Annotated in this window: 13 protein-coding genes; all 13 read left to right on the top strand. The window is 62.6% G+C overall.

The genetic code is table 11. The annotated features are described in order from the left end of the window. Positions 1–24 precede the first annotated feature (24 nt). The 13 genes from VGD45_RS32670 to VGD45_RS32610 all read left to right on the top strand — a co-directional run bounded on the left by VGD45_RS32670 (position 25) and on the right by VGD45_RS32610 (position 17,543). Entirely contained in the window at positions 25–1,152 is a 1,128-nt protein-coding gene (locus VGD45_RS32670; protein ID WP_349263408.1) for a DegT/DnrJ/EryC1/StrS family aminotransferase, read from the top strand. After that, positions 1,152–1,925, top strand: a complete 774-nt coding sequence (gene dnaQ, locus VGD45_RS32665; RefSeq protein WP_331159610.1) for a DNA polymerase III subunit epsilon — start codon at positions 1,152–1,154, stop codon at positions 1,923–1,925. The genes VGD45_RS32670 and dnaQ overlap by 1 nt, the downstream gene beginning before the upstream one ends. A gap of 12 nt (positions 1,926–1,937) precedes the next feature. After that, the gene (gene nhaB / locus VGD45_RS32660) at positions 1,938–3,437 is read left to right on the top strand and encodes a sodium/proton antiporter NhaB (protein WP_331159609.1); all 1,500 of its coding nucleotides are present in this window, start codon (positions 1,938–1,940) and stop codon (positions 3,435–3,437) included. Positions 3,438–3,562: 125 nt separating this feature from the next. Then, entirely contained in the window at positions 3,563–4,846 is a 1,284-nt protein-coding gene (gene tviB / locus VGD45_RS32655; protein ID WP_331159608.1) for a Vi polysaccharide biosynthesis UDP-N-acetylglucosamine C-6 dehydrogenase TviB, read from the top strand. A gap of 74 nt (positions 4,847–4,920) precedes the next feature. Continuing rightward, the gene (locus tag VGD45_RS32650; RefSeq protein ID WP_331159607.1) at positions 4,921–5,928 is read left to right on the top strand and encodes an NAD-dependent epimerase; all 1,008 of its coding nucleotides are present in this window, start codon (positions 4,921–4,923) and stop codon (positions 5,926–5,928) included. 84 nt (positions 5,929–6,012) lie between these two features. Beyond that, positions 6,013–7,659 (top strand): glucose-6-phosphate isomerase, encoded by a 1,647-nt coding sequence (gene pgi, locus VGD45_RS32645; protein WP_331159606.1) that lies wholly within the window; start codon positions 6,013–6,015, stop codon positions 7,657–7,659. Between the two features lie 247 nt (positions 7,660–7,906). After that, a complete protein-coding gene (locus tag VGD45_RS32640) occupies positions 7,907–10,837 on the top strand; it encodes an SLBB domain-containing protein (protein ID WP_331159605.1) in 2,931 nt (976 codons plus the stop codon). 71 nt (positions 10,838–10,908) lie between these two features. Beyond that, on the top strand, positions 10,909–11,769 hold the full coding sequence (locus tag VGD45_RS32635; protein ID WP_331159604.1) for a Wzz/FepE/Etk N-terminal domain-containing protein: 861 nt from the start codon (positions 10,909–10,911) through the stop codon (positions 11,767–11,769). A gap of 15 nt (positions 11,770–11,784) precedes the next feature. Beyond that, positions 11,785–12,858, top strand: a complete 1,074-nt coding sequence (locus tag VGD45_RS32630) for an EpsG family protein (protein ID WP_331159603.1) — start codon at positions 11,785–11,787, stop codon at positions 12,856–12,858. Between the two features lie 9 nt (positions 12,859–12,867). Further along, positions 12,868–13,956 carry a glycosyltransferase family 4 protein gene (locus tag VGD45_RS32625; protein WP_331159602.1) on the top strand — a complete coding sequence of 363 codons (1,089 nt, stop codon included), beginning with the start codon at positions 12,868–12,870 and terminating at the stop codon, positions 13,954–13,956. 13 nt (positions 13,957–13,969) lie between these two features. Then, positions 13,970–15,457 (top strand): murein biosynthesis integral membrane protein MurJ, encoded by a 1,488-nt coding sequence (gene murJ, locus VGD45_RS32620; RefSeq protein ID WP_331159601.1) that lies wholly within the window; start codon positions 13,970–13,972, stop codon positions 15,455–15,457. Between the two features lie 24 nt (positions 15,458–15,481). Next, on the top strand, positions 15,482–16,600 hold the full coding sequence (locus VGD45_RS32615) for a glycosyltransferase family 4 protein (RefSeq protein ID WP_331159600.1): 1,119 nt from the start codon (positions 15,482–15,484) through the stop codon (positions 16,598–16,600). A 121-nt stretch (positions 16,601–16,721) separates the two neighbouring features. Further along, entirely contained in the window at positions 16,722–17,543 is an 822-nt protein-coding gene (locus VGD45_RS32610) for a class I SAM-dependent methyltransferase (RefSeq protein WP_331159599.1), read from the top strand. Positions 17,544–17,545: the final 2 nt, after the last annotated feature.

The following is a 17,545-nucleotide window of genomic DNA, read 5'->3' as shown; positions in this document are numbered from 1 at the left end:
TTGCGATCATCATCGGGTCACTCCATGGATTTCATCGATCTCAAAACCCAGTACCGCCGCGTGCAGGACTCGGTCAATGCGCGCATCCGGGCGGTGCTCGAGCACGGGCAGTACATTCTGGGCGCGGAGACTGTCGAGCTGGAGAACAAGCTGGCCGCGTATGTCGGCGCCAAACATTGCATCGGCGCTTCCAGCGGCACGGATACATTGCTGATCGCGCTCATGGCCTACGGCATCGGCCCTGGCGATGAAGTCATCACCTCGCCGTTCACGTTCATCGCCACGGGCGAAATGATCGCGCTGGCCGGCGCCAAGCCGGTGTTCGTCGACATCGATGCCCGCACTTACAACATGGATCCGAAGCTGATCGAAAAAGCGATCACGCCTCGGACCAAAGCCATCATGCCGGTGGCGCTGTACGGTCAATGCGCCGACATGGATGCGATCAACGCGATCGCGCGCAAGCATCGCATTCCGGTGATCGAGGACGCCGCGCAAAGCTTCGGTGCGATGTACAAGGGCAAGCGCTCGTGCGCGGTCTCGGAAGTGGGCTCCACTTCGTTCTTTCCGTCCAAACCGCTCGGTGCGTACGGCGACGGCGGCGCGCTGTTCACGGACGACGACAATCTGGCGAAGCTCATGCGCGAGATTCGCGTGCACGGTCAGGATCGTCGCTACCATCATCCGCGTCTCGGCATCAACGGACGTCTCGATACGCTGCAAGCCGCGGTGCTGCTGGCGAAGATGGAAATCTTCCCCGAGGAAGTGGAGTCGCGCATCAGGATCGGCGCCCGCTACTCGGCCATGATCGACGAAGCCTTCGCCAGGGAAAGCGATCCGGCCCGCAAAGTCGTCACGCCTTACGTGGCCCCCGATTGCACCAGCGTTTATGCCCAATACACGGTCGAAGTGGCGGATCGCGCCAAGGTCGAGCAGGGCATGAAGGCGCGCGGTGTTCCCACCGCCGTGCATTACCCGGTGCCGCTGCACTTGCAGCCGGTGTTCGCGAATCTCGGCCAGGGCGTCGGCAGCTTCCCGATTTCTGAAGCCGCGGGTAATCGCGTCATCAGCCTGCCCATGCATCCGTACCTCACCGAAGCGCAGCAGGCGCAAGTCGTGCAGGCCCTCAAGGACTCGGTGCTGGGCGGCTGATGCGTCAGATCATCCTCGATACCGAAACCACCGGCCTCGAGCCCGAGCAGGGCCATCGCATCATCGAAATCGGCTGCGTCGAAATGGTCAACCGGCGCAAGTCCGGTCGCACCTTTCATCGCTATCTGCGGCCGGATCGCGAGGTCGATCGCGGCGCCATCCAGGTGCACGGCCTCACCAACGAGTTTCTCGCGCAGCAGCCGCGCTTCGCGGACATCGCCGATGAGCTCATCGAGTTCATCAGCGGCGCCGAGCTGATCATTCACAACGCGGCGTTCGACCTGGCTTTCCTCGATGCAGAGTTGAAGCGGCTGCCGGGCCCGCTGCGCCAGACCCGTAAGATCTGCAACGTCATCGACACGTTGCCGCTCGCGCGCCAGATGCATCCCGGTCAGCGCAACAGCCTCGACGCGCTGTGCAAACGCTACGGCATCGACAACTCACATCGCGAGTTGCACGGCGCCTTGCTCGACGCGCAGATCCTGCTCGAAGTCTATCTGGCGATGACCGGCGGCCAGACGGCGCTGATTCTCGGCGAGACGACCGAAGCCAGCACCGATGTCGCGTTCGAGCCCGTGGCGGCGGTCGTTCGTCCGCGTGGCCTGCTGCGAGTCGTGCGAGCGAGCGAAGAAGAGCTCGCGGCGCACGAGCGCATGCTGACCACCATCGACAAGAGCAGCGGCGGCAAGACGCTTTGGAAACAACTGGCGCTGCCGGAAATGCCTCCAGCCCCGGCGCCAATAGCGGCGGGCGCGGTTCCAGCGATGGCTTAGTAAACATCGCCCATGCTGCAAGCGTATCAGCATCTCTTTCTCGGTCACGCGCCACGCTGGTACAAGCTCACTATCCTCGGCTTTCTCGTGCTCAATCCCCTGGTCATGCTGCTGGGCGGAGCGCACGGGGCGACCGTGGCCGCATGGCTCATCCTGCTCGAGTTCATTTTCACGCTGGCCATGGCGCTGAAGTGTTATCCGTTGCAGCCAGGCGGCTTGCTCGCAGTGCAGGCCGTATTGCTGGGACTCACACATCCGGATTCGGTCTATCAACATACGCTCACGGCGTTCCCCATCATCCTGCTGCTGATTTTCATGGTGGCCGGCATTTTCTTTTTGAAGGAAATGCTGGTGTTCTGTTTCACCAAGCTGCTGCTGAAGGTGCGTTCGAATCTGCTGCTGGCATTTCTGTTCTGCCTGGTGCCGGCGGTGCTCGCGGCGTTTCTCGATGCGCTCACCGTGCTCGCGGTCGTGATCACCGTGGCTATGGGTTTCTACGAGGTTTATCACAAGGTCGCCTCGGGCAAGACACAACTCGATCCGCATGACAGCTCGGCGGATGAACATGTCGGCGAGTTGCATCGCTCCGACCTCGATGCGTTTCGCGCTGTGTTACGCGGCTTGCTGATGCACGCCGGTGCAGGGACCGTGCTCGGCGGCGTCACGACGCCTGTGGGTCAGCCGCAAAACGTGTTGATCGCGGAGCAGGCCGACTGGAACTTCATGGAGTTCTTTTTGCAGGTGGCGCCGGTGGCGCTGCCGGTCTTCGTCGTCGGCATCGTCACCTGCCTGGTGATCGAGCAAATGAAGTGGTTCGGTTATGGCACGCGGCTGCCTGACGCGGTTCATCACGTGCTCGAGTCATACGATCGCGAGCAGCAAGCGCGTCGCACGCCCCGCGATGTCGCCATCCTGGTGGTGCAAGCGATCACGGCCGTGATCCTGATCCTCGCGCTGGCGTTCCATCTGGCCGAAGTGGGGCTGGTCGGCCTGCTGGTGATCGTGTTGGCAACGGCGTTCACCGGCGTGACCGAGGAGCAGCGCATCGGCAAGGCGTTCGAGGCCGCGCTGCCTTTCACGGCCCTGATCGTGGTGTTCTTCGTGATCGTGGCGCAGATCCACGACCAGCACCTGTTCGAGCCGGTGGTGAGCTGGGCGTTGCATCAGTCGGGAGATGTGCGGGCGGCGCTGTTTTATCTGGCGAGCGGCGTGTTGTCCGCGGTCAGCGATAACGTGTTCGTGGCCACGATCTACATCACGGAAGTGAAGGCCGCGGTGCTGGAAGGAGCGATCACTGCGCAGGAATTCGGCCGGCTCGCGGTGGCCATCAATACCGGCACCAACATTCCCAGCATAGCCACGCCTAACGGCCAGGCGGCGCTATTGTTCCTGCTGACTTCGGCGGTGGCGCCGCTGATCCGGCTGTCGTACGGCAGGATGGTATGGATGGCGTTGCCATACACCGTCACATTGACGCTAAGCGGTCTCTGGGCGGTCCTTTACGTGCTCTGACAAGGATTCCGACAGCTCTGCGAATCGCGCTGCCCTTTAGACCCATGTCTCTATCTCGACGCCGGTTCTATGGCATTCTTGCGCCCTTTGCGATCAACCCCCCATAAGTTCGAACACGCACACTTATGTCTCAATTCAGTCTGCGCGAATGCAAGCTCGGCGTGATCGGTCTGGGCTACGTCGGGCTGCCGCTGGCGGTGGAGTTCGGCAAGTCGTTCCACACCGTCGGGTTCGACATCAAGGCGGCGCGCGTCGCCGAGCTGAAGAAAGGCAAGGACAGCACCCTGGAAGTGGAGTCCGCCGAGCTCAAGGCCGCCAAGCGGCTGACCTACACCACCAATTTGAAGGATCTGCGCGGCTGCCAGGTCTTCATCGTCACCGTGCCAACGCCCATCGACGGCTACAAGCGTCCGGACCTCACGCCCATCGAGCGCGCCAGCGAACTGATCGGTCAGGTATTGAAAAAGGGCGACATCGTGGTGTTCGAGTCCACCGTGTATCCAGGCTGCACCGAAGAGGTGGCCGTGCCAATTCTGGAGCGCGTGTCCGGCTTGACGTTCAACAAGGACTTCTTCGCCGGCTACAGCCCCGAGCGCATCAACCCGGGCGACAAGCAGCACCGGCTCACGACCATCAAGAAAATCACCTCCGGCTCGACGCCCGAAGTGGCCGACTTCGTCGACGCGCTCTACGGCAGCATCGTCAAGGCGGGCACGCACAAAGCATCGAGCATCCGCGTGGCCGAAGCGGCCAAGGTGATCGAGAACACGCAGCGTGACGTGAACATCGCGCTGATCAACGAGCTGGCGCTGATTTTCAACCGCCTCGGCATCGACACCGAGGAAGTGCTGGAAGCGGCGGGAACCAAGTGGAACTTCCTGCCGTTCCGTCCCGGCCTGGTCGGCGGCCATTGCATCGGCGTCGATCCGTATTACCTGACGCACAAGGCGCAGGAGATCGGCTATCACCCCGAAATGATCCTGGCGGGCCGTCGCATCAATGACAACATGGCGATCTACGTCGCGGAGCGGATTGCGCAGCTCATGATCAAGAAGCGCATCCACGTGAACGGCTCGCGCATCCTGGTGATGGGCCTGACGTTCAAGGAAAACTGCCCCGATCTGCGCAACTCCAAGGTCGCCGACGTCGTGGCCGAGCTCAAGAAGTACGGCGCGAAGGTCGATGTGTTCGATCCCTGGATCGATGCGGAGGAGTGCGAGCACGAGTACGGCATCAAGCCGATCCGTAAGCCGACGCCGGGCAAGTACGACGCGGTCGTGCTGGCCGTGGCGCACAAGCAGTTTCGCGAAATGGGCATCGACCAGATCCGCTCGTTCGCCAAGAAGCCGCATGTGCTGTATGACATCAAGTACGTGTTCGAGGCGGACGAGGTCGACGGCCGGCTCTGATCTGTCTCGTCTCTGGGCAGTCGCCGGCTTGCGGCGTAGACTTTGCGACATCAATTTTTCGGTCAAAGCATCCTATGAAACTGCTTCTTACCGGAGCCGCCGGCTTCATCGGTTTTCACACCGCTCAGATTCTGCTGGCGCGCGGCGATGAGGTCGTGGGTCTCGACAATCTCAACGATTACTACGACGTATCGTTGAAGCAGGCGCGGCTCGCGATCCTGCAGAAGTCGCCGAACTTCCGGTTCGTGAAAATGGACGTGGCGGACCGCGAAGGGATGGCCGCGCTGTTCAAACAAGAGAAATTTCAGCGAGCCATTCATCTCGCCGCGCAGGCAGGCGTGCGTTACTCGATTCAGAATCCGTTGGCCTACATCGACAGCAACGTGGTGGGCTTTGCGAACATTCTCGAAGGCTGCCGGCACAACGCCGTCGAGCATCTGGTGTATGCCTCGACCAGCTCGGTGTATGGCGCGAATACGAAGATGCCGTTCTCGGTACATCAGAACGTGGATCATCCCTTGTCGTTCTACGCCGCGACCAAGAAAGCGAACGAGCTGATGGCGCACACCTACGCGCATCTGTATCAGCTGCCCGTGACCGGGCTGCGTTTCTTCACGGTGTACGGCCCGTGGGGCCGGCCGGACATGGCGCTGTTCCTGTTCACGAAGAGCATCATGGCAGGCAAGCCCATCGATGTTTTCAACTACGGCAATCATCGGCGCGACTTCACTTATGTCGACGACATCGCGCAGGGCGTGGTGCGCGCCATGGATCGCGTGGCGCAGCCGAATCCCGACTGGAGCGGCGATGCACCGGATCCGGGCACCAGCAAGGCGCCGTACCGGCTGTACAACATCGGCAACAATGCGCCGGTGGAGCTGATGAAGTACATCGAGTGCATCGAGACCAACCTCGGCAAGAAGGCGCAGAAGAACCTGCTGCCGCTGCAGGCGGGCGACGTCCCCGACACGTACGCCGACGTGTCGGATCTGGTGCAGGACGTGGGCTACAAACCGGCGACGCCGGTGGAAGAGGGCGTGCGCCGCTTCATCGAGTGGTACGTCGGCTACTACGGCAAGTAACCAAAAGCTTCACCCTGAGTCCTCGGTGAGGTAGCCTCCGGCACCATTCCCAGTGCCGAAGAACGACCGCAGGAGGACTTTCCCATGACGCCAGCGAACACGACGCCTGAGTGGCAGGCGCTCGAATCTCACGCTGCGAGCATGCGAGATCGACACCTGCGCGATCTGTTCGCGAGCGATCCACAGCGCGCGGTCAATTTCTCGCGCACCTCCGAGCTCAATCTGCTGCTAGATTTTTCCCGGCAGCGCGTCGACGCCGAAACGCTGCGTCTGCTGATCGCGCTCGCCAATGGCCGTGGGTTGCGCAATCGCATCGATGCGATGTTCGGCGGTGAAAAAATCAACACCACCGAGAACCGGGCGGTGCTGCACACGGCTTTGCGTAATCGCACCGATCGGCCGATCCTCGTCGACGGTCAGGACGTGATGCCGGAAGTGCGCGCGAGCCTGCAGAAGATGCGCAGCTTCGTCGAAGGCATTCACGGCGGCCGCATTCACGGCCACACTGGCAAGACCTTCACGGACATCGTCAACATCGGTATCGGCGGCTCGGACCTCGGCATCGTGATGGCGACCGAGGCGCTCGCGAAGTACCGCAACCGCAATCTGCGCTTGCACTGCGTGTCCAACATCGACGGCGTGCAGCTCGGCGACGTGCTGGAAAAAGTCGACGCGGCGCGCACCTTGTTCATCGTTTGTTCCAAAACATTCTCGACCTTGGAAACGCTCACCAACGCCAAGCTCGCCCGGCAATGGATCGTCGACCGGCTGGGCGAGGGCGCACCGGCGCGACATTTCGCGGCTGTATCCACCAACAGCAAAGCGATGGATGCGTTCCTGATTCCGCCGCAGAACCGCTTCACCATGTGGGACTGGGTGGGCGGACGTTATTCGGTGTGGTCGGCGGTCGGTCTGTCGGTGGCGCTGGCGCTCGGCATGGATCAATTCGAGCTCATGCTCGAAGGCGGTCACGAGATGGACGAGCACTTCCGCACCACGCCGTTCGAAAACAATCTGCCCGTGCTGATGGGCCTGCTCGGCGTGTGGAATCGCAACTTCCTCGGCCTGGATTCGCTGGCGGTGCTGCCTTATGACCAACGGCTGCATCGCTTCCCGGCGTACTTGCAGCAGCTGGAAATGGAATCCAACGGCAAGAGCGTCACGCTGGCAGGCGAGGCTTTGTCTCATGACAGCGGCGCGGTGCTGTGGGGCGAGCCGGGCTCGAACGCGCAGCACTCGTTCTTCCAGTTGTTACATCAGGGCACGGCGCGCGTGGCGCTCGATTTCATCGCGCCAGTGAACGCGTCCAGCCCGTTCCAGCAACAACAGAACCTCGCGCTGGCGAATTGTTTCGCGCAAGCGCAGGCGTTTGCCTTCGGCCAGACCGAGGCGCAGGTGCGCCAGGATCTCGCGGGCAAGGGTACGAGTGAGAGCGAGATCGCACGGCTCATCCCGCACAAGCTGCATCCCGGCAATCGGCCGAGCACGGTTATTTTGTTCCCTCGGCTGGGGCCCAAGACCCTAGGCCGCCTGATCTCGCTCTACGAGCACAAGGTGTTCACGCAGAGCGTGATCTGGGGCATCAACGCCTTCGATCAGTGGGGCGTGGAACTGGGTAAGAAACTCGCGGATTCCCTCACTCCGGCGCTGGAGAAGCCGAGCGAGGCCGCGGGCTCGGCTGAACCCTCTTTGAAGAATCTGCTGGAACACGTGGCGAAGTGGCGGGGCTGATGCAAACGGTGGCGGGATGCGAACTCGCCGCGGAAAGTCATAAACCGGCAGCGCGATGCCACGCATCGCGATGAGCTTGTGTGGACCTGGCGACAGGGCTCGCCACAGCCACTCTCAGATGTATCCAGGCTGAACGCGCAGGCGGCAATTGCCGCTGAAAATGGATGTTTTTCCGTCGCATCTGCGGGACGGTCTGTGTAAACTGCCGGCCCTCGTCGCCAGGGATTACATTCAGAAAGCGGCCCCGATGGTTAGATTCAGTTGCTCCGTTGTTTATTGGCTGACGGCGGTTCTCGCGCACTTGGTGGTCGGGCTGGTGGTGTTCCCAGCCAACGCTCAAGTTCCCAGCGCCGAACAGATCGAGATGTTCCAGACGCTGCCTCCGGATCAGCAGCAAGCCATCCTCGAGTCGTTGGGTCGCGGCGGCGGCATGGACGCCCTGGGCGGCGCCACCACCAACGGCGGAGTCCGTCCCGACCGCCAGATGAAGTTCCCGCAAACCGTGCGACCTCGCGGCGACCGCGATGAGGAGGAGGATATCGATCCTCTCACCGGGATGCCGCGCGAGCCTCGCTTCAAAGGCGAAGACACGCTGCTGCTGACTCTGGAAATCCGGCAGTTTCAGCGGCCCGCACCGGAAATCGAAGAACGCGAGCGGCGCGAGCGGCTGTCGGCGCCGCAGCCGACCATACCAGGCCGCGCGGCGGCGCTGCCGCAAGCCGCGGGCCAGACGGCTGGCCTGCAAGCGGAACCGCCGCAGAAGCTGGAGCGCACGCCGGAGGAGTTGGTGCGCCTGGAGGATTTTCGCACGCGGGTGCTGCGCCGGAATCCTTATAAGCTCGACAAAGCCGGCAACCTCACGCTGCCCGAGCTCGGGCCGATTCCTCTGGCCGGCCTGACGGCGGAGGAGGCCACCCAGCGCTTGAGCGCCGAGCTGCGTCTGAGCGAGTACGTCGTGCTGGTGACCCGCTTGCCGCTGAAGCCCATGGGCGTACGTGCCCTCAAGCCCTTCGGTTATGACTTGTTTGCAGGCGCGCCGTCGACCTTTGCTCCGGCGACCGACGTGCCGGTGCCGGCTGAATACGTGGTCGGCCCTGGCGACATCATCCAGGTGCAGTTGATCGGCAATAACAAAGGACGCCATTCGCTGGTGGTGGGCCGCGACGGTCGCATCAACTTCCCCGATCTGGGTCCGATCACCGTCACTGGCCGACGCTTCGATGAGGTGCGTGCGGATCTGGAAGAGCGCGTGGTCGAGCAGATGATCGGGACTCGGGCCAGCGTCAGCATCGGCGAGTTGCGCTCGATTCGCGTGTTCGTGCTGGGCGAGGCCGAAACGCCCGGGTCGTACACGGTCAGCGGTCTGTCGACCATCACCAACGCATTGTTCGTCAGCGGCGGTGTCAAGGAGATCGGTTCGTTGCGCAATATCCAATTGAAGCGCAGCGGCCGGACCGTGACCACGCTCGACCTGTACGACCTTCTGTTGAAGGGCGATACCAGCGCGGATGTTCGGCTGCAGCCCGGCGATGTGATTTTCATTCCCCCCATCGGCGCCACGGTGGGATTGTCGGGCGAGGTGCGTCGTCCCGCCATTTACGAGCTGAAGGACGAAACGACTGCGGCCGAGCTGCTGCAGCTCGGCGGTGGACTGCTGCCAGAAGCGGATCCGACCATCGCGACCATCGAACGCATGAACGAGCGTCGTCAGCGCGTGACGGTCGACGTGAACCTGGCCGACGCCAAGGGCAGGGGCACGTCACTGCAAAGCGGAGATACCGTGCGCGTCCCGGCGATTCGCCCCATTCTCGATGATTCGGTGGAGCTCGCCGGGCACGTGCATCGCGCCGGCGAATATCAGTTCACGCCCGGCATGCGTCTGTCGGATCTCGTCCCGAGCCTGGATGAGCTGCAGCCGAACGCCGATCAGCGCTATCTGCTGGTGCGCCGGGAGTTGCCGTCGGATCGCCGCGTCGGCGTGTTCTCCGCGGATCTGGAGCGGGCCTTGGCCAATCCCAGCAGCGCCGCGAATTTCGAGCTCGCGCCGCGTGATCGAATATTCGTATTCGATCGCGAATCGGGCCGTGATCGGATCATCGAGCCGCTGATGCGCGAGCTGCGCCTGCAGTCGCGGATCGACGAACCCAGCATGGAAGTGAGTGTGGCCGGCAAGATCAAGATTCCGGGCACCTATCCGCTCGAGCCAGGCATGCGACTGAGCGATCTGTTGCGCGCCGGTGGCAGCCTCGATGAGGCCGCTTACGGCGCACAGGCGGAGCTGACCCGATATACGGTGGTCGATGGCGAATCGCGGCAAGCCGAATTGATCGAGATTGACCTGCGCAAGGCGCTGGATGGCGATCCCAGCGCCAATCTGGCGCTGCGGCCGTTCGATTATCTGGTGATCAAGGAAGTGCCGTTGTGGACGGCGCAGGAGCAAGTCCTCATTCAGGGCGAAGTGAAATTCCCCGGCCGCTATCCGATTCACCGCGGCGAGACGCTCAGATCGCTGCTAGCGCGCGCCGGAGGCACCACCAATCTGGCCTTCGTCGAAGGCACGATCTTTACGCGCGAGGAACTGAAAGAGCGCGAACGCCGGCAACTCGATACGCTCGCGACGCGCATGGAGTCGGATCTGGCGTCGCTATCATTGTCGGCGGCCCAGGAGGGCAGAAGTCCCAGTGAAGCGTTCACGGTGGGGCAGTCGCTGCTGAACAATCTGCGCAAGTCGCAGCCCGTCGGCCGCCTCGTCATCGATCTGCAACGCGCCCAGAGCGCCCGGCCCGGATCGGAAGACGACATCGTGTTGAAGGATGGCGACAGCCTGCTGATACCGCGCATCACGCAGGAAGTCACCGTGCTCGGTGAAGTCCAGAGCGCAACCTCGCACTTGTATCGAAGCGGCCTGTCTCGCGATGACTACGTGGCCATGAGCGGCGGCTTGACCCAACGCGCGGACGATGACCGCATCTATGTCGTCAGAGCGGATGGGAGCGTCGTGACGAGCGCCGGCGGCTCCTGGTTCAGCCGTGGTGGCGTCGACATCAAGACCGGCGATACCATCGTCGCGCCGCTCGACACCGAGCGCATGCGCGCGCTGCCGTTCTGGCAGGCGGTGACTTCGATCGTCTACAACCTGGCGATCTCGGCCGCCGCCGTCGATTCCTTCGGTGACTGAGCCGTATGAGTGCGCGAGGCTTTTTTGAGCAGACTGCTGGGTCCGTCGCAGCCAGCGACCGCCCCTCGGGAATGAGCATTGCGCGCCTGGCGCAGCTCGCCTGGCAGCGACGCTGGCTGTTCCTGGCGGTCACGGTCTTGTCGGCCGCGGCGATCATTGCCTACGCATTTCTTGCGACGCCGAGTTACCGCGTTGCCGTGAAGCTCATGCCACGGCAGGGCGAAAGCCCCGCCGGAGGATTGCAATCGCTGCTCGGGCAATTTGGCGGCATGGCGGCCCTGATGGGCCTGGGGGCGCCGGTCGACGAACAGGAAGCCCTGGCCTGGCTCAAGAGCCGCTCCCTGGCGGAGAGTTTCATCGTCCAAGAAAATTTGATGCCGGTGTTGTTCGCCAAGCAGTGGGATCCGGCCACCAAACAATGGCGCAAGGATCTCGAGCGCGAACCCACCATGGACGATGCCTGGCAGTTCTTCGACCGGCGGCTGCGGCGGGTGAACCAGGACACCAAGACCAAGATGATCACCCTGGACATCAACTGGAAAGATCGTTATCAGGCGGTGGCCTGGGCCAATGGCCTGGTGAAGCTAGCCAACGAGCAGTTGCGGCAGCGGGCGCTGTACGAATCTGACGCCACTCTGAAGTCGCTGCAGGAACAGTTGGAGGAAACCGAGACGCTGGAGCTGCGACAGTCGATCTATCGGCTGACTGAAGTTCAGGTCAATCGCAAGGTGCTCGCGAAGTCGCGGCCGGATTACGCCTTCGCGGTGCTCGATCCCGCCGCGGTTCCCGATAAGCACCGGTTCACCTCGCCACGACGCATGCTGCTGGTGCTGGTCAGTATCCCGTTCGGATTGTTCGCTGCTTGTTGTGTCGTGCTGGCTCTGAACTTCATGAGCACGATGCGGGGTTTCTGGTCCTCGGGGCTGCGCTAGCCTTCGTAGCTGACGATGGAAGCGCTCCAGCCACTGCACCCGCGTTTACCACACGGCGGCGTCGGATCGGACGTACCCGCTTCCCGCCTGCTGTTCTATCTGTATGCGCTGCTGGTCGTCGTGTTATCGACGCTGCTCGATCGCAGCTTCCTGCTGGATCAGCAGAATTACATCGACAACTTCATCGAGTCCGCCAGCCTGGAGTGGGTGCGGGCCATGTTCGAGGAGGAGTCGCTGCTCAGGGGCGCGATCACGCAGCTGTTCAGCGAGGAACTGCTCTGGCGTCTGTGGACCACCGGCTTCGGACTGGTGCTGGATCCGACCACGGCGGTATTCATCACGGTGTGCGTGTTGAACGGCCTGATGATCCTCGCTGCCGCACGCACCGACGGACCGAGCCTCGCCCTGGCTCTGTGGCTCGTGCTGCCAGTGGGTTTCGCGGTTACGGGGCTGGAGCAAATACGGCAAGGATTCGGGCTCGGCGTGGTGCTCTATATAGCGCTGCGAATGAACCGGCCGGTGCTCGGCTCGCTGATCGCCGCGATGATTCATACCACCTTTGCGTTGGCGTTCGTCTTCGGCGTGATCCATTGGCTATTCAAGAAACGGCCGTTGCTCGCGCTGGCTTGTTCGGTCTCGCTCGCGTTCGCAGGCGCGTACCTCGGCGGCATGCTGTTCGAAATGTTCGGCGGCCGGCGGCTCATGGTGTATTCCTCCACGGAGGGGGACGCGACCTCGATCAACTACGTTTTCGCCGGCATCCTGTGCATTCTGCCTTCGTTGTATTGGCTTGTGACCACGACCAGGCAGGAGAACGAGGATCCGCAGGCGTGGACGCTGTCGAACCTCGCGCTGGTCCATGTGGCGGCGACCTGCTTCACGATCTTCAGCTTTTTCATGTTCCCGATCGGCGCCGGACGCATCGGCTATCTGACGCAGCTGCTGCTGATTCCGATACTGCCCGCGTTGCTCAAGCGTCGACACAGCAATGTGACGTTTGCGATCTCGGCACTGCTGTTCCTTTATCTCATTTATCTCACGGGCAAGTCCTACAGTGACGGCGTCTACGCGATCTTGCTGGGACGCTGACCAAGAACCATGAAGTTGCTCCTGATGATCCCCAGCCTGGGCCCGGGTGGAGCGGAGCGTGTGATGTCCTTGCTGGCCGGCGCTCTGGCGGCCAGAGGCCACGACGTTTGCCTGCTCACCCTTTGCGACGCACGCGCCGATTTCTTTGCCGTCGACAGTCGCGTGCGACGAGTGGCGCTGAATGTCGCGGGCGACTCCCGATCTGTCTATGAAGCGCTGCGCTCCAACGCCGGCCGAGTCCGGGCCATCCGCCGCGCGGTCATCGAAGCTGCTCCGGACGCGGTGTTGTCGTTCATGACCACCATGAATGTGCTGGCGATCCTGGCCTGTGTCGGATTGCGGACACGAGTCGTCGTTTCGGAACGCATCGATCCGCAAAGTCATGCCGGCGAAAAGTTATGGACCCTGCTGAGGTCGATCGTGTATCCACGCGCCGATGCATTAGTGGTGCAGACCAAGCAGGCGGCGGCCTGGTTCCGCGAACGGCTGCGCCGCACGCCAGTGGCGGTCATTCCCAATCCCGTGACGGCGGCGGTCGAAACTGCCGACCCGAGCTTGCGCATGCAGGGGCGCTTCATCCTCGCCGCGGGGCGCCTGGTGCCGCAAAAGGGATTCGATATATTGATCCGCTCCTTCGCTGCCATCGCGCCGGAGCAGGCGGACGTGCGTCTGGTGATCGCGGGACAGGGCCCGGAAGCGGAGCCTCTGCGGCAATTGGCGGCGCAACTGGGTGTGCAGACCCGAGTGCATTTTGCGGGCGCCGTCCGCACGCTCTCAGCGCTCATGCAAAGCGCCACCGTCTTCGTCCTCTCCTCGCGGTACGAAGGTTTTCCGAACGTACTGCTGGAAGCGCTGGCGAACTCGGTCGCGGTGATTTCAACGGACTGCCCCGGTGGCCCGCGGGAAGTGCTTGCCGACGGCAAGTATGGCGTCCTGGTCGCCTGTGACGACGAGGCGGGTCTGGCCGCAGCGTTGAATCGATTATTGAACGACGGCGCGCTCAGATCGCGCCTGGCGGAAGCTGGATCCGAGGCGATACGAAATTATCGGCTGGAGTCGGTGACGGCCGAGTGGGAGCGGCTCCTGCTGCGTCCGTAGCCGGGAAAACCAAATGTTGAACGCCGCTCGAACGGTCGTGGTATTTGGCATCCTGATGCAACTCGCCGGCTTCGCGAAGATGCTGATCGTCGCGGCGCATTTCGGCGCGGGTCCGGACCTCGACGCCTATTATCTCGGCCTCATCATCCCTGCGTTCCTGATCGGCTTGAGCTCGGGAATCCTGCAGACAACGTTCATTCCAGCTTACGTGAGCGCCAAGGCGCGGCATGACGCGATGGCCGCGGCGCGCTGGCGCAACGTTGCTTTGACCTGGACGGCGCTGGTGATGGCGGCCATCGCCGCGATTTTTACCCTGGGACAGCAGCCCGCCCAGCAATTGCTCGGCAGCGGTATCGACGCCTCGGTGCGAGTCGCCATGCAGACGACTTTCGTCGTGCTGATGTGGACCGCGCCGCTGAATTGCGTGGCCGACGGGATGGCGCTGCTATTGAATGCCGAGGGCAAGTTCCTGGTGGCGGCGAGCGCGCCGCTTGCGAACATCGTTGTGAGTGCGGCGGCGCTGCTGATCTGGCCGCATAGTGTGCATGCGCTCTCATGGGGGCTGCTCGTGGGACTGTGCACACAGACTGCAATGGTCGTCTGGGCTCTGCATCGGCTGGGAATCCACGTGCGACCCATGCTCGCGCCGCGCAGCGTTCTGCCGGGTTCGTTGCCTCTGCTCACGCCCGTGCTCATCAGCACCGTGTGCGGTAACTTCGGGCTCGCCTTCATACAGTGGTATTCGGGCCGCGCCGGCGCCGGTGCAATCTCGGCGCTAGGATACGCCACCCGCTTGCACAACACGGTCGTGCAGGCGGTGGTGATGTCGGTATCGGTGGTCCTCTTGCCGCACTTTGCGCGCCTGATTGCGGAGAACCGGCATGCCGAATTGCGCTCGACGCTCGAAAGGGTCTTCGCGGCGACGGTGGTGTTCTTTCTCGCAGCAATGGCGTTCGTTGCCGCGAGCGGTCATTCGATGGTGGCCTTTCTGCTGGAGCGAGGCGCATTCCGCAGCGAGGATACGGATCTGGTCGCGCTCACTTGGCTGGGATTGACGAGCGGACTGTTGGGAGCGACCTGGGGAATATTTCTGCAGCGTTATTTCCAGGCGTTGCAGGAGCCGTGGGTCATCGCGAGGCTCCTGGTGGTGTCGATGGTGGGGAATGTCGGCTTCACGGTGTTGTTACTTCCCTCGTTGGGTGTGGTCGGAGTCGCTTTCGGCAGCTCCATCGCGTACCTCGTCGTCACGGCGGGCTTTCACTGGAAAGCGGGCCGCCGGCTCGGATCTTTGTTCTCGCCGAGCATGCGCGGGTTCACGTTGCGCGCCGTGGTGCTGAATGTGGTTGCGTATCTGCTGGCTGTGCTGTGGGCGCGCGTGTTGGGCGATAGCGCGGCAATCATCGTCATCGCGGGCCAGGGCGTGATCATCGGCGCAGCCAATCTGCTCGCCATGCATGCCGAGCCATTGAAAATCTCGGTCCAGATGTTGCTCAGGAGATGATGTGTTCGTGAGAAGCAGGAGCGTATGCGGAGGATAGTGCTGCTGGTGAGCTCTCTGGGTGGGGGAGGCGCCGAAAGAGTGGCGGCTACGCTCGGCAACGCCTGGGCCAGAAGTGGCGCCGAAGTGGTGATCGTGCCGACGTTTCTCGGCGACCATCGCAGCGCTTATCCGCTCGAGCCCGGCGTGCGGATCGTGTGGCTCAGCGATCGCATGAACTCCGGCGGGTTCATCGGCAAATTGCGTGCGCTGCGCGGCCTGGTTCGCGAGCTCGAGCCCGAGATCGTCATTTCCTTTCTGACCAACGTGAACGTCGTGGCCTTGTTGGCATTGGCGGGCGTGCGCGTCCCGCTGGTCATTTCCGAGCGAGTGGATCCGGCGGCAAGCGTGGAAATGTCTTGGGTGCTGCGGCTCGCGCGCCGCGCGTTGTATCAGTTCGCGGATGCGCTGGTGGTGCAAACGAACGAGGCCGCGATGAGATATCGCGCATTGTTGGTCCGACCGCCGCCGACGATCGTGATTCCGAATCCGCTGCCGGCCAGTCTGGATGCATCGAGCACCAGAGCCGCGCCAGCCGCGTCGGGAGGCGGCCAGCTGACGGCCATGGGCCGGCTGACCAGCCAGAAGCAGTTCGATCTGCTGATCCACGCATTCTCCAAGGCTTTCGCCACGGAGCAAACATGGACCTTGTCCATTTGGGGAGAGGGTCCATTGCGTCACCGCCTGCAGCAGTTGATTGATGAACTCGGGCTGAATGGCCGGGTGCAACTTTGTGGTTCCACGACGCAGCCATGGGCTGTGTTGGCCTCGGCACAGATGTTTGTACTCTCGTCGGCCTACGAGGGCTTTCCGAACGCGATGCTCGAGGCCATGGCGCTTGGACTACCGTGTGTCGCCTTCGACTGTCCCTCGGGGCCTCGCGATCTGGCCGCGGGCGACGTTGCGCTGCTGGTGCCCCCGCAGGATGTCGATGCTCTGGCGCGGACCATGAAAGCGCTGGCGCAGGATTCCGAGCGCCGCCTGGAACTAGGCCGCGCGGCCGCCGAGTCCGTGCGTAGTCGTTTCTCCGAAGCGGCCGTGCTGGCCCAGTGGCAAAAGATTTTCGAGCGCTGCGGTTCGGGCCGTGCGAGCTCCTCCCCTGTCTGAGTATCAAACGGAACTCGCACGTGGCTTCGCGGCAGCGGTTACAATGGCTGGATTCCTGGAGCACCCACCACCGGCTGCAGGGGAATACGTTCAAATCTGGTATGGGATGGACTGCTCAACTATGACTGAGACCGATCTTTTGAGTCAGGAGTCGCACTTCGCCTTCGGCAAGAATTGGGCGAGTTATGCGACTCTGGTCACAGAGACGCAGATTGACGAGGCGGTTGCGGGTTTGCGCCGGCTGGTCGGTGGGGATCTCACAGGCAAACGTTTTCTCGACATCGGCTGCGGCTCGGGCCTGCATTCGCTCGCCGCGCTGCGCCTGGGCGCATCCGAAGTGCTCTCGCTGGACATCGATCCTGATTCCGTCGCGACCACCCAGCGCATGTTGGAAGTTCATGCACCCGGCAAATCATGGCGGGTCGCGCAGCGTTCGGTGTTCGATATGGATCCGGCGTCGATGGGACAATTCGACGTGGTCTACTCATGGGGCGTCTTGCACCACACGGGCGATATGTACCGAGCGGTGCGCACTGCTGCTTCGCTGGTCGCGCCGGGCGGAATATTCGTGTTCGCTTTGTACCGCTACACGCGCCTGTGCTGGTTCTGGAAGATGGAGAAGCGCTGGTACACCAAGGCGGGTCAGGGAGCGCAGAAGTTCGCGCAAAAGATTTATGTGGCGCTGTTCCGGCTGGGTAAGCTGGTGCAGGGGGCGAGCTTCAAGGATTACGTCGCCAACTACCGCTCCAATCGCGGCATGGACTTCTATCACGACGTGCACGACTGGATGGGCGGATGGCCGTACGAGTCGATTTCTCCGGCGCAGGTCGCTCGATTCATGCAGCAATTACAGTTGCGCGAAGTACGCTCCTTTGCCTACCCACGCACGCCTTCGGGTGTGTTTGGATCGGGCTGCGATGAGTACGTCTACACTCGGGCTTGATG

Source organism: Steroidobacter sp. (assembly GCF_036402275.1).
Taxonomy (GTDB): domain Bacteria; phylum Pseudomonadota; class Gammaproteobacteria; order Steroidobacterales; family Steroidobacteraceae; genus Steroidobacter.
This window is presented reverse-complemented; position numbering and strand designations above follow the sequence as displayed.

Coding starts and splice junctions, on each gene's coding strand:
- pgi (WP_331159606.1), top strand. CDS start 6,013: ATGACGCCAGCGAACACGACGCCTGAGTGGCAGGCGCTCGAATCTCAC.
- VGD45_RS32640 (WP_331159605.1), top strand. CDS start 7,907: ATGGTTAGATTCAGTTGCTCCGTTGTTTATTGGCTGACGGCGGTTCTC.
- dnaQ (WP_331159610.1), top strand. CDS start 1,152: ATGCGTCAGATCATCCTCGATACCGAAACCACCGGCCTCGAGCCCGAG.
- tviB (WP_331159608.1), top strand. CDS start 3,563: ATGTCTCAATTCAGTCTGCGCGAATGCAAGCTCGGCGTGATCGGTCTG.
- VGD45_RS32650 (WP_331159607.1), top strand. CDS start 4,921: ATGAAACTGCTTCTTACCGGAGCCGCCGGCTTCATCGGTTTTCACACC.
- VGD45_RS32670 (WP_349263408.1), top strand. CDS start 25: ATGGATTTCATCGATCTCAAAACCCAGTACCGCCGCGTGCAGGACTCG.
- murJ (WP_331159601.1), top strand. CDS start 13,970: ATGTTGAACGCCGCTCGAACGGTCGTGGTATTTGGCATCCTGATGCAA.
- nhaB (WP_331159609.1), top strand. CDS start 1,938: ATGCTGCAAGCGTATCAGCATCTCTTTCTCGGTCACGCGCCACGCTGG.
- VGD45_RS32625 (WP_331159602.1), top strand. CDS start 12,868: ATGAAGTTGCTCCTGATGATCCCCAGCCTGGGCCCGGGTGGAGCGGAG.
- VGD45_RS32615 (WP_331159600.1), top strand. CDS start 15,482: ATGCGGAGGATAGTGCTGCTGGTGAGCTCTCTGGGTGGGGGAGGCGCC.
- VGD45_RS32610 (WP_331159599.1), top strand. CDS start 16,722: ATGACTGAGACCGATCTTTTGAGTCAGGAGTCGCACTTCGCCTTCGGC.
- VGD45_RS32635 (WP_331159604.1), top strand. CDS start 10,909: ATGAGCATTGCGCGCCTGGCGCAGCTCGCCTGGCAGCGACGCTGGCTG.
- VGD45_RS32630 (WP_331159603.1), top strand. CDS start 11,785: ATGGAAGCGCTCCAGCCACTGCACCCGCGTTTACCACACGGCGGCGTC.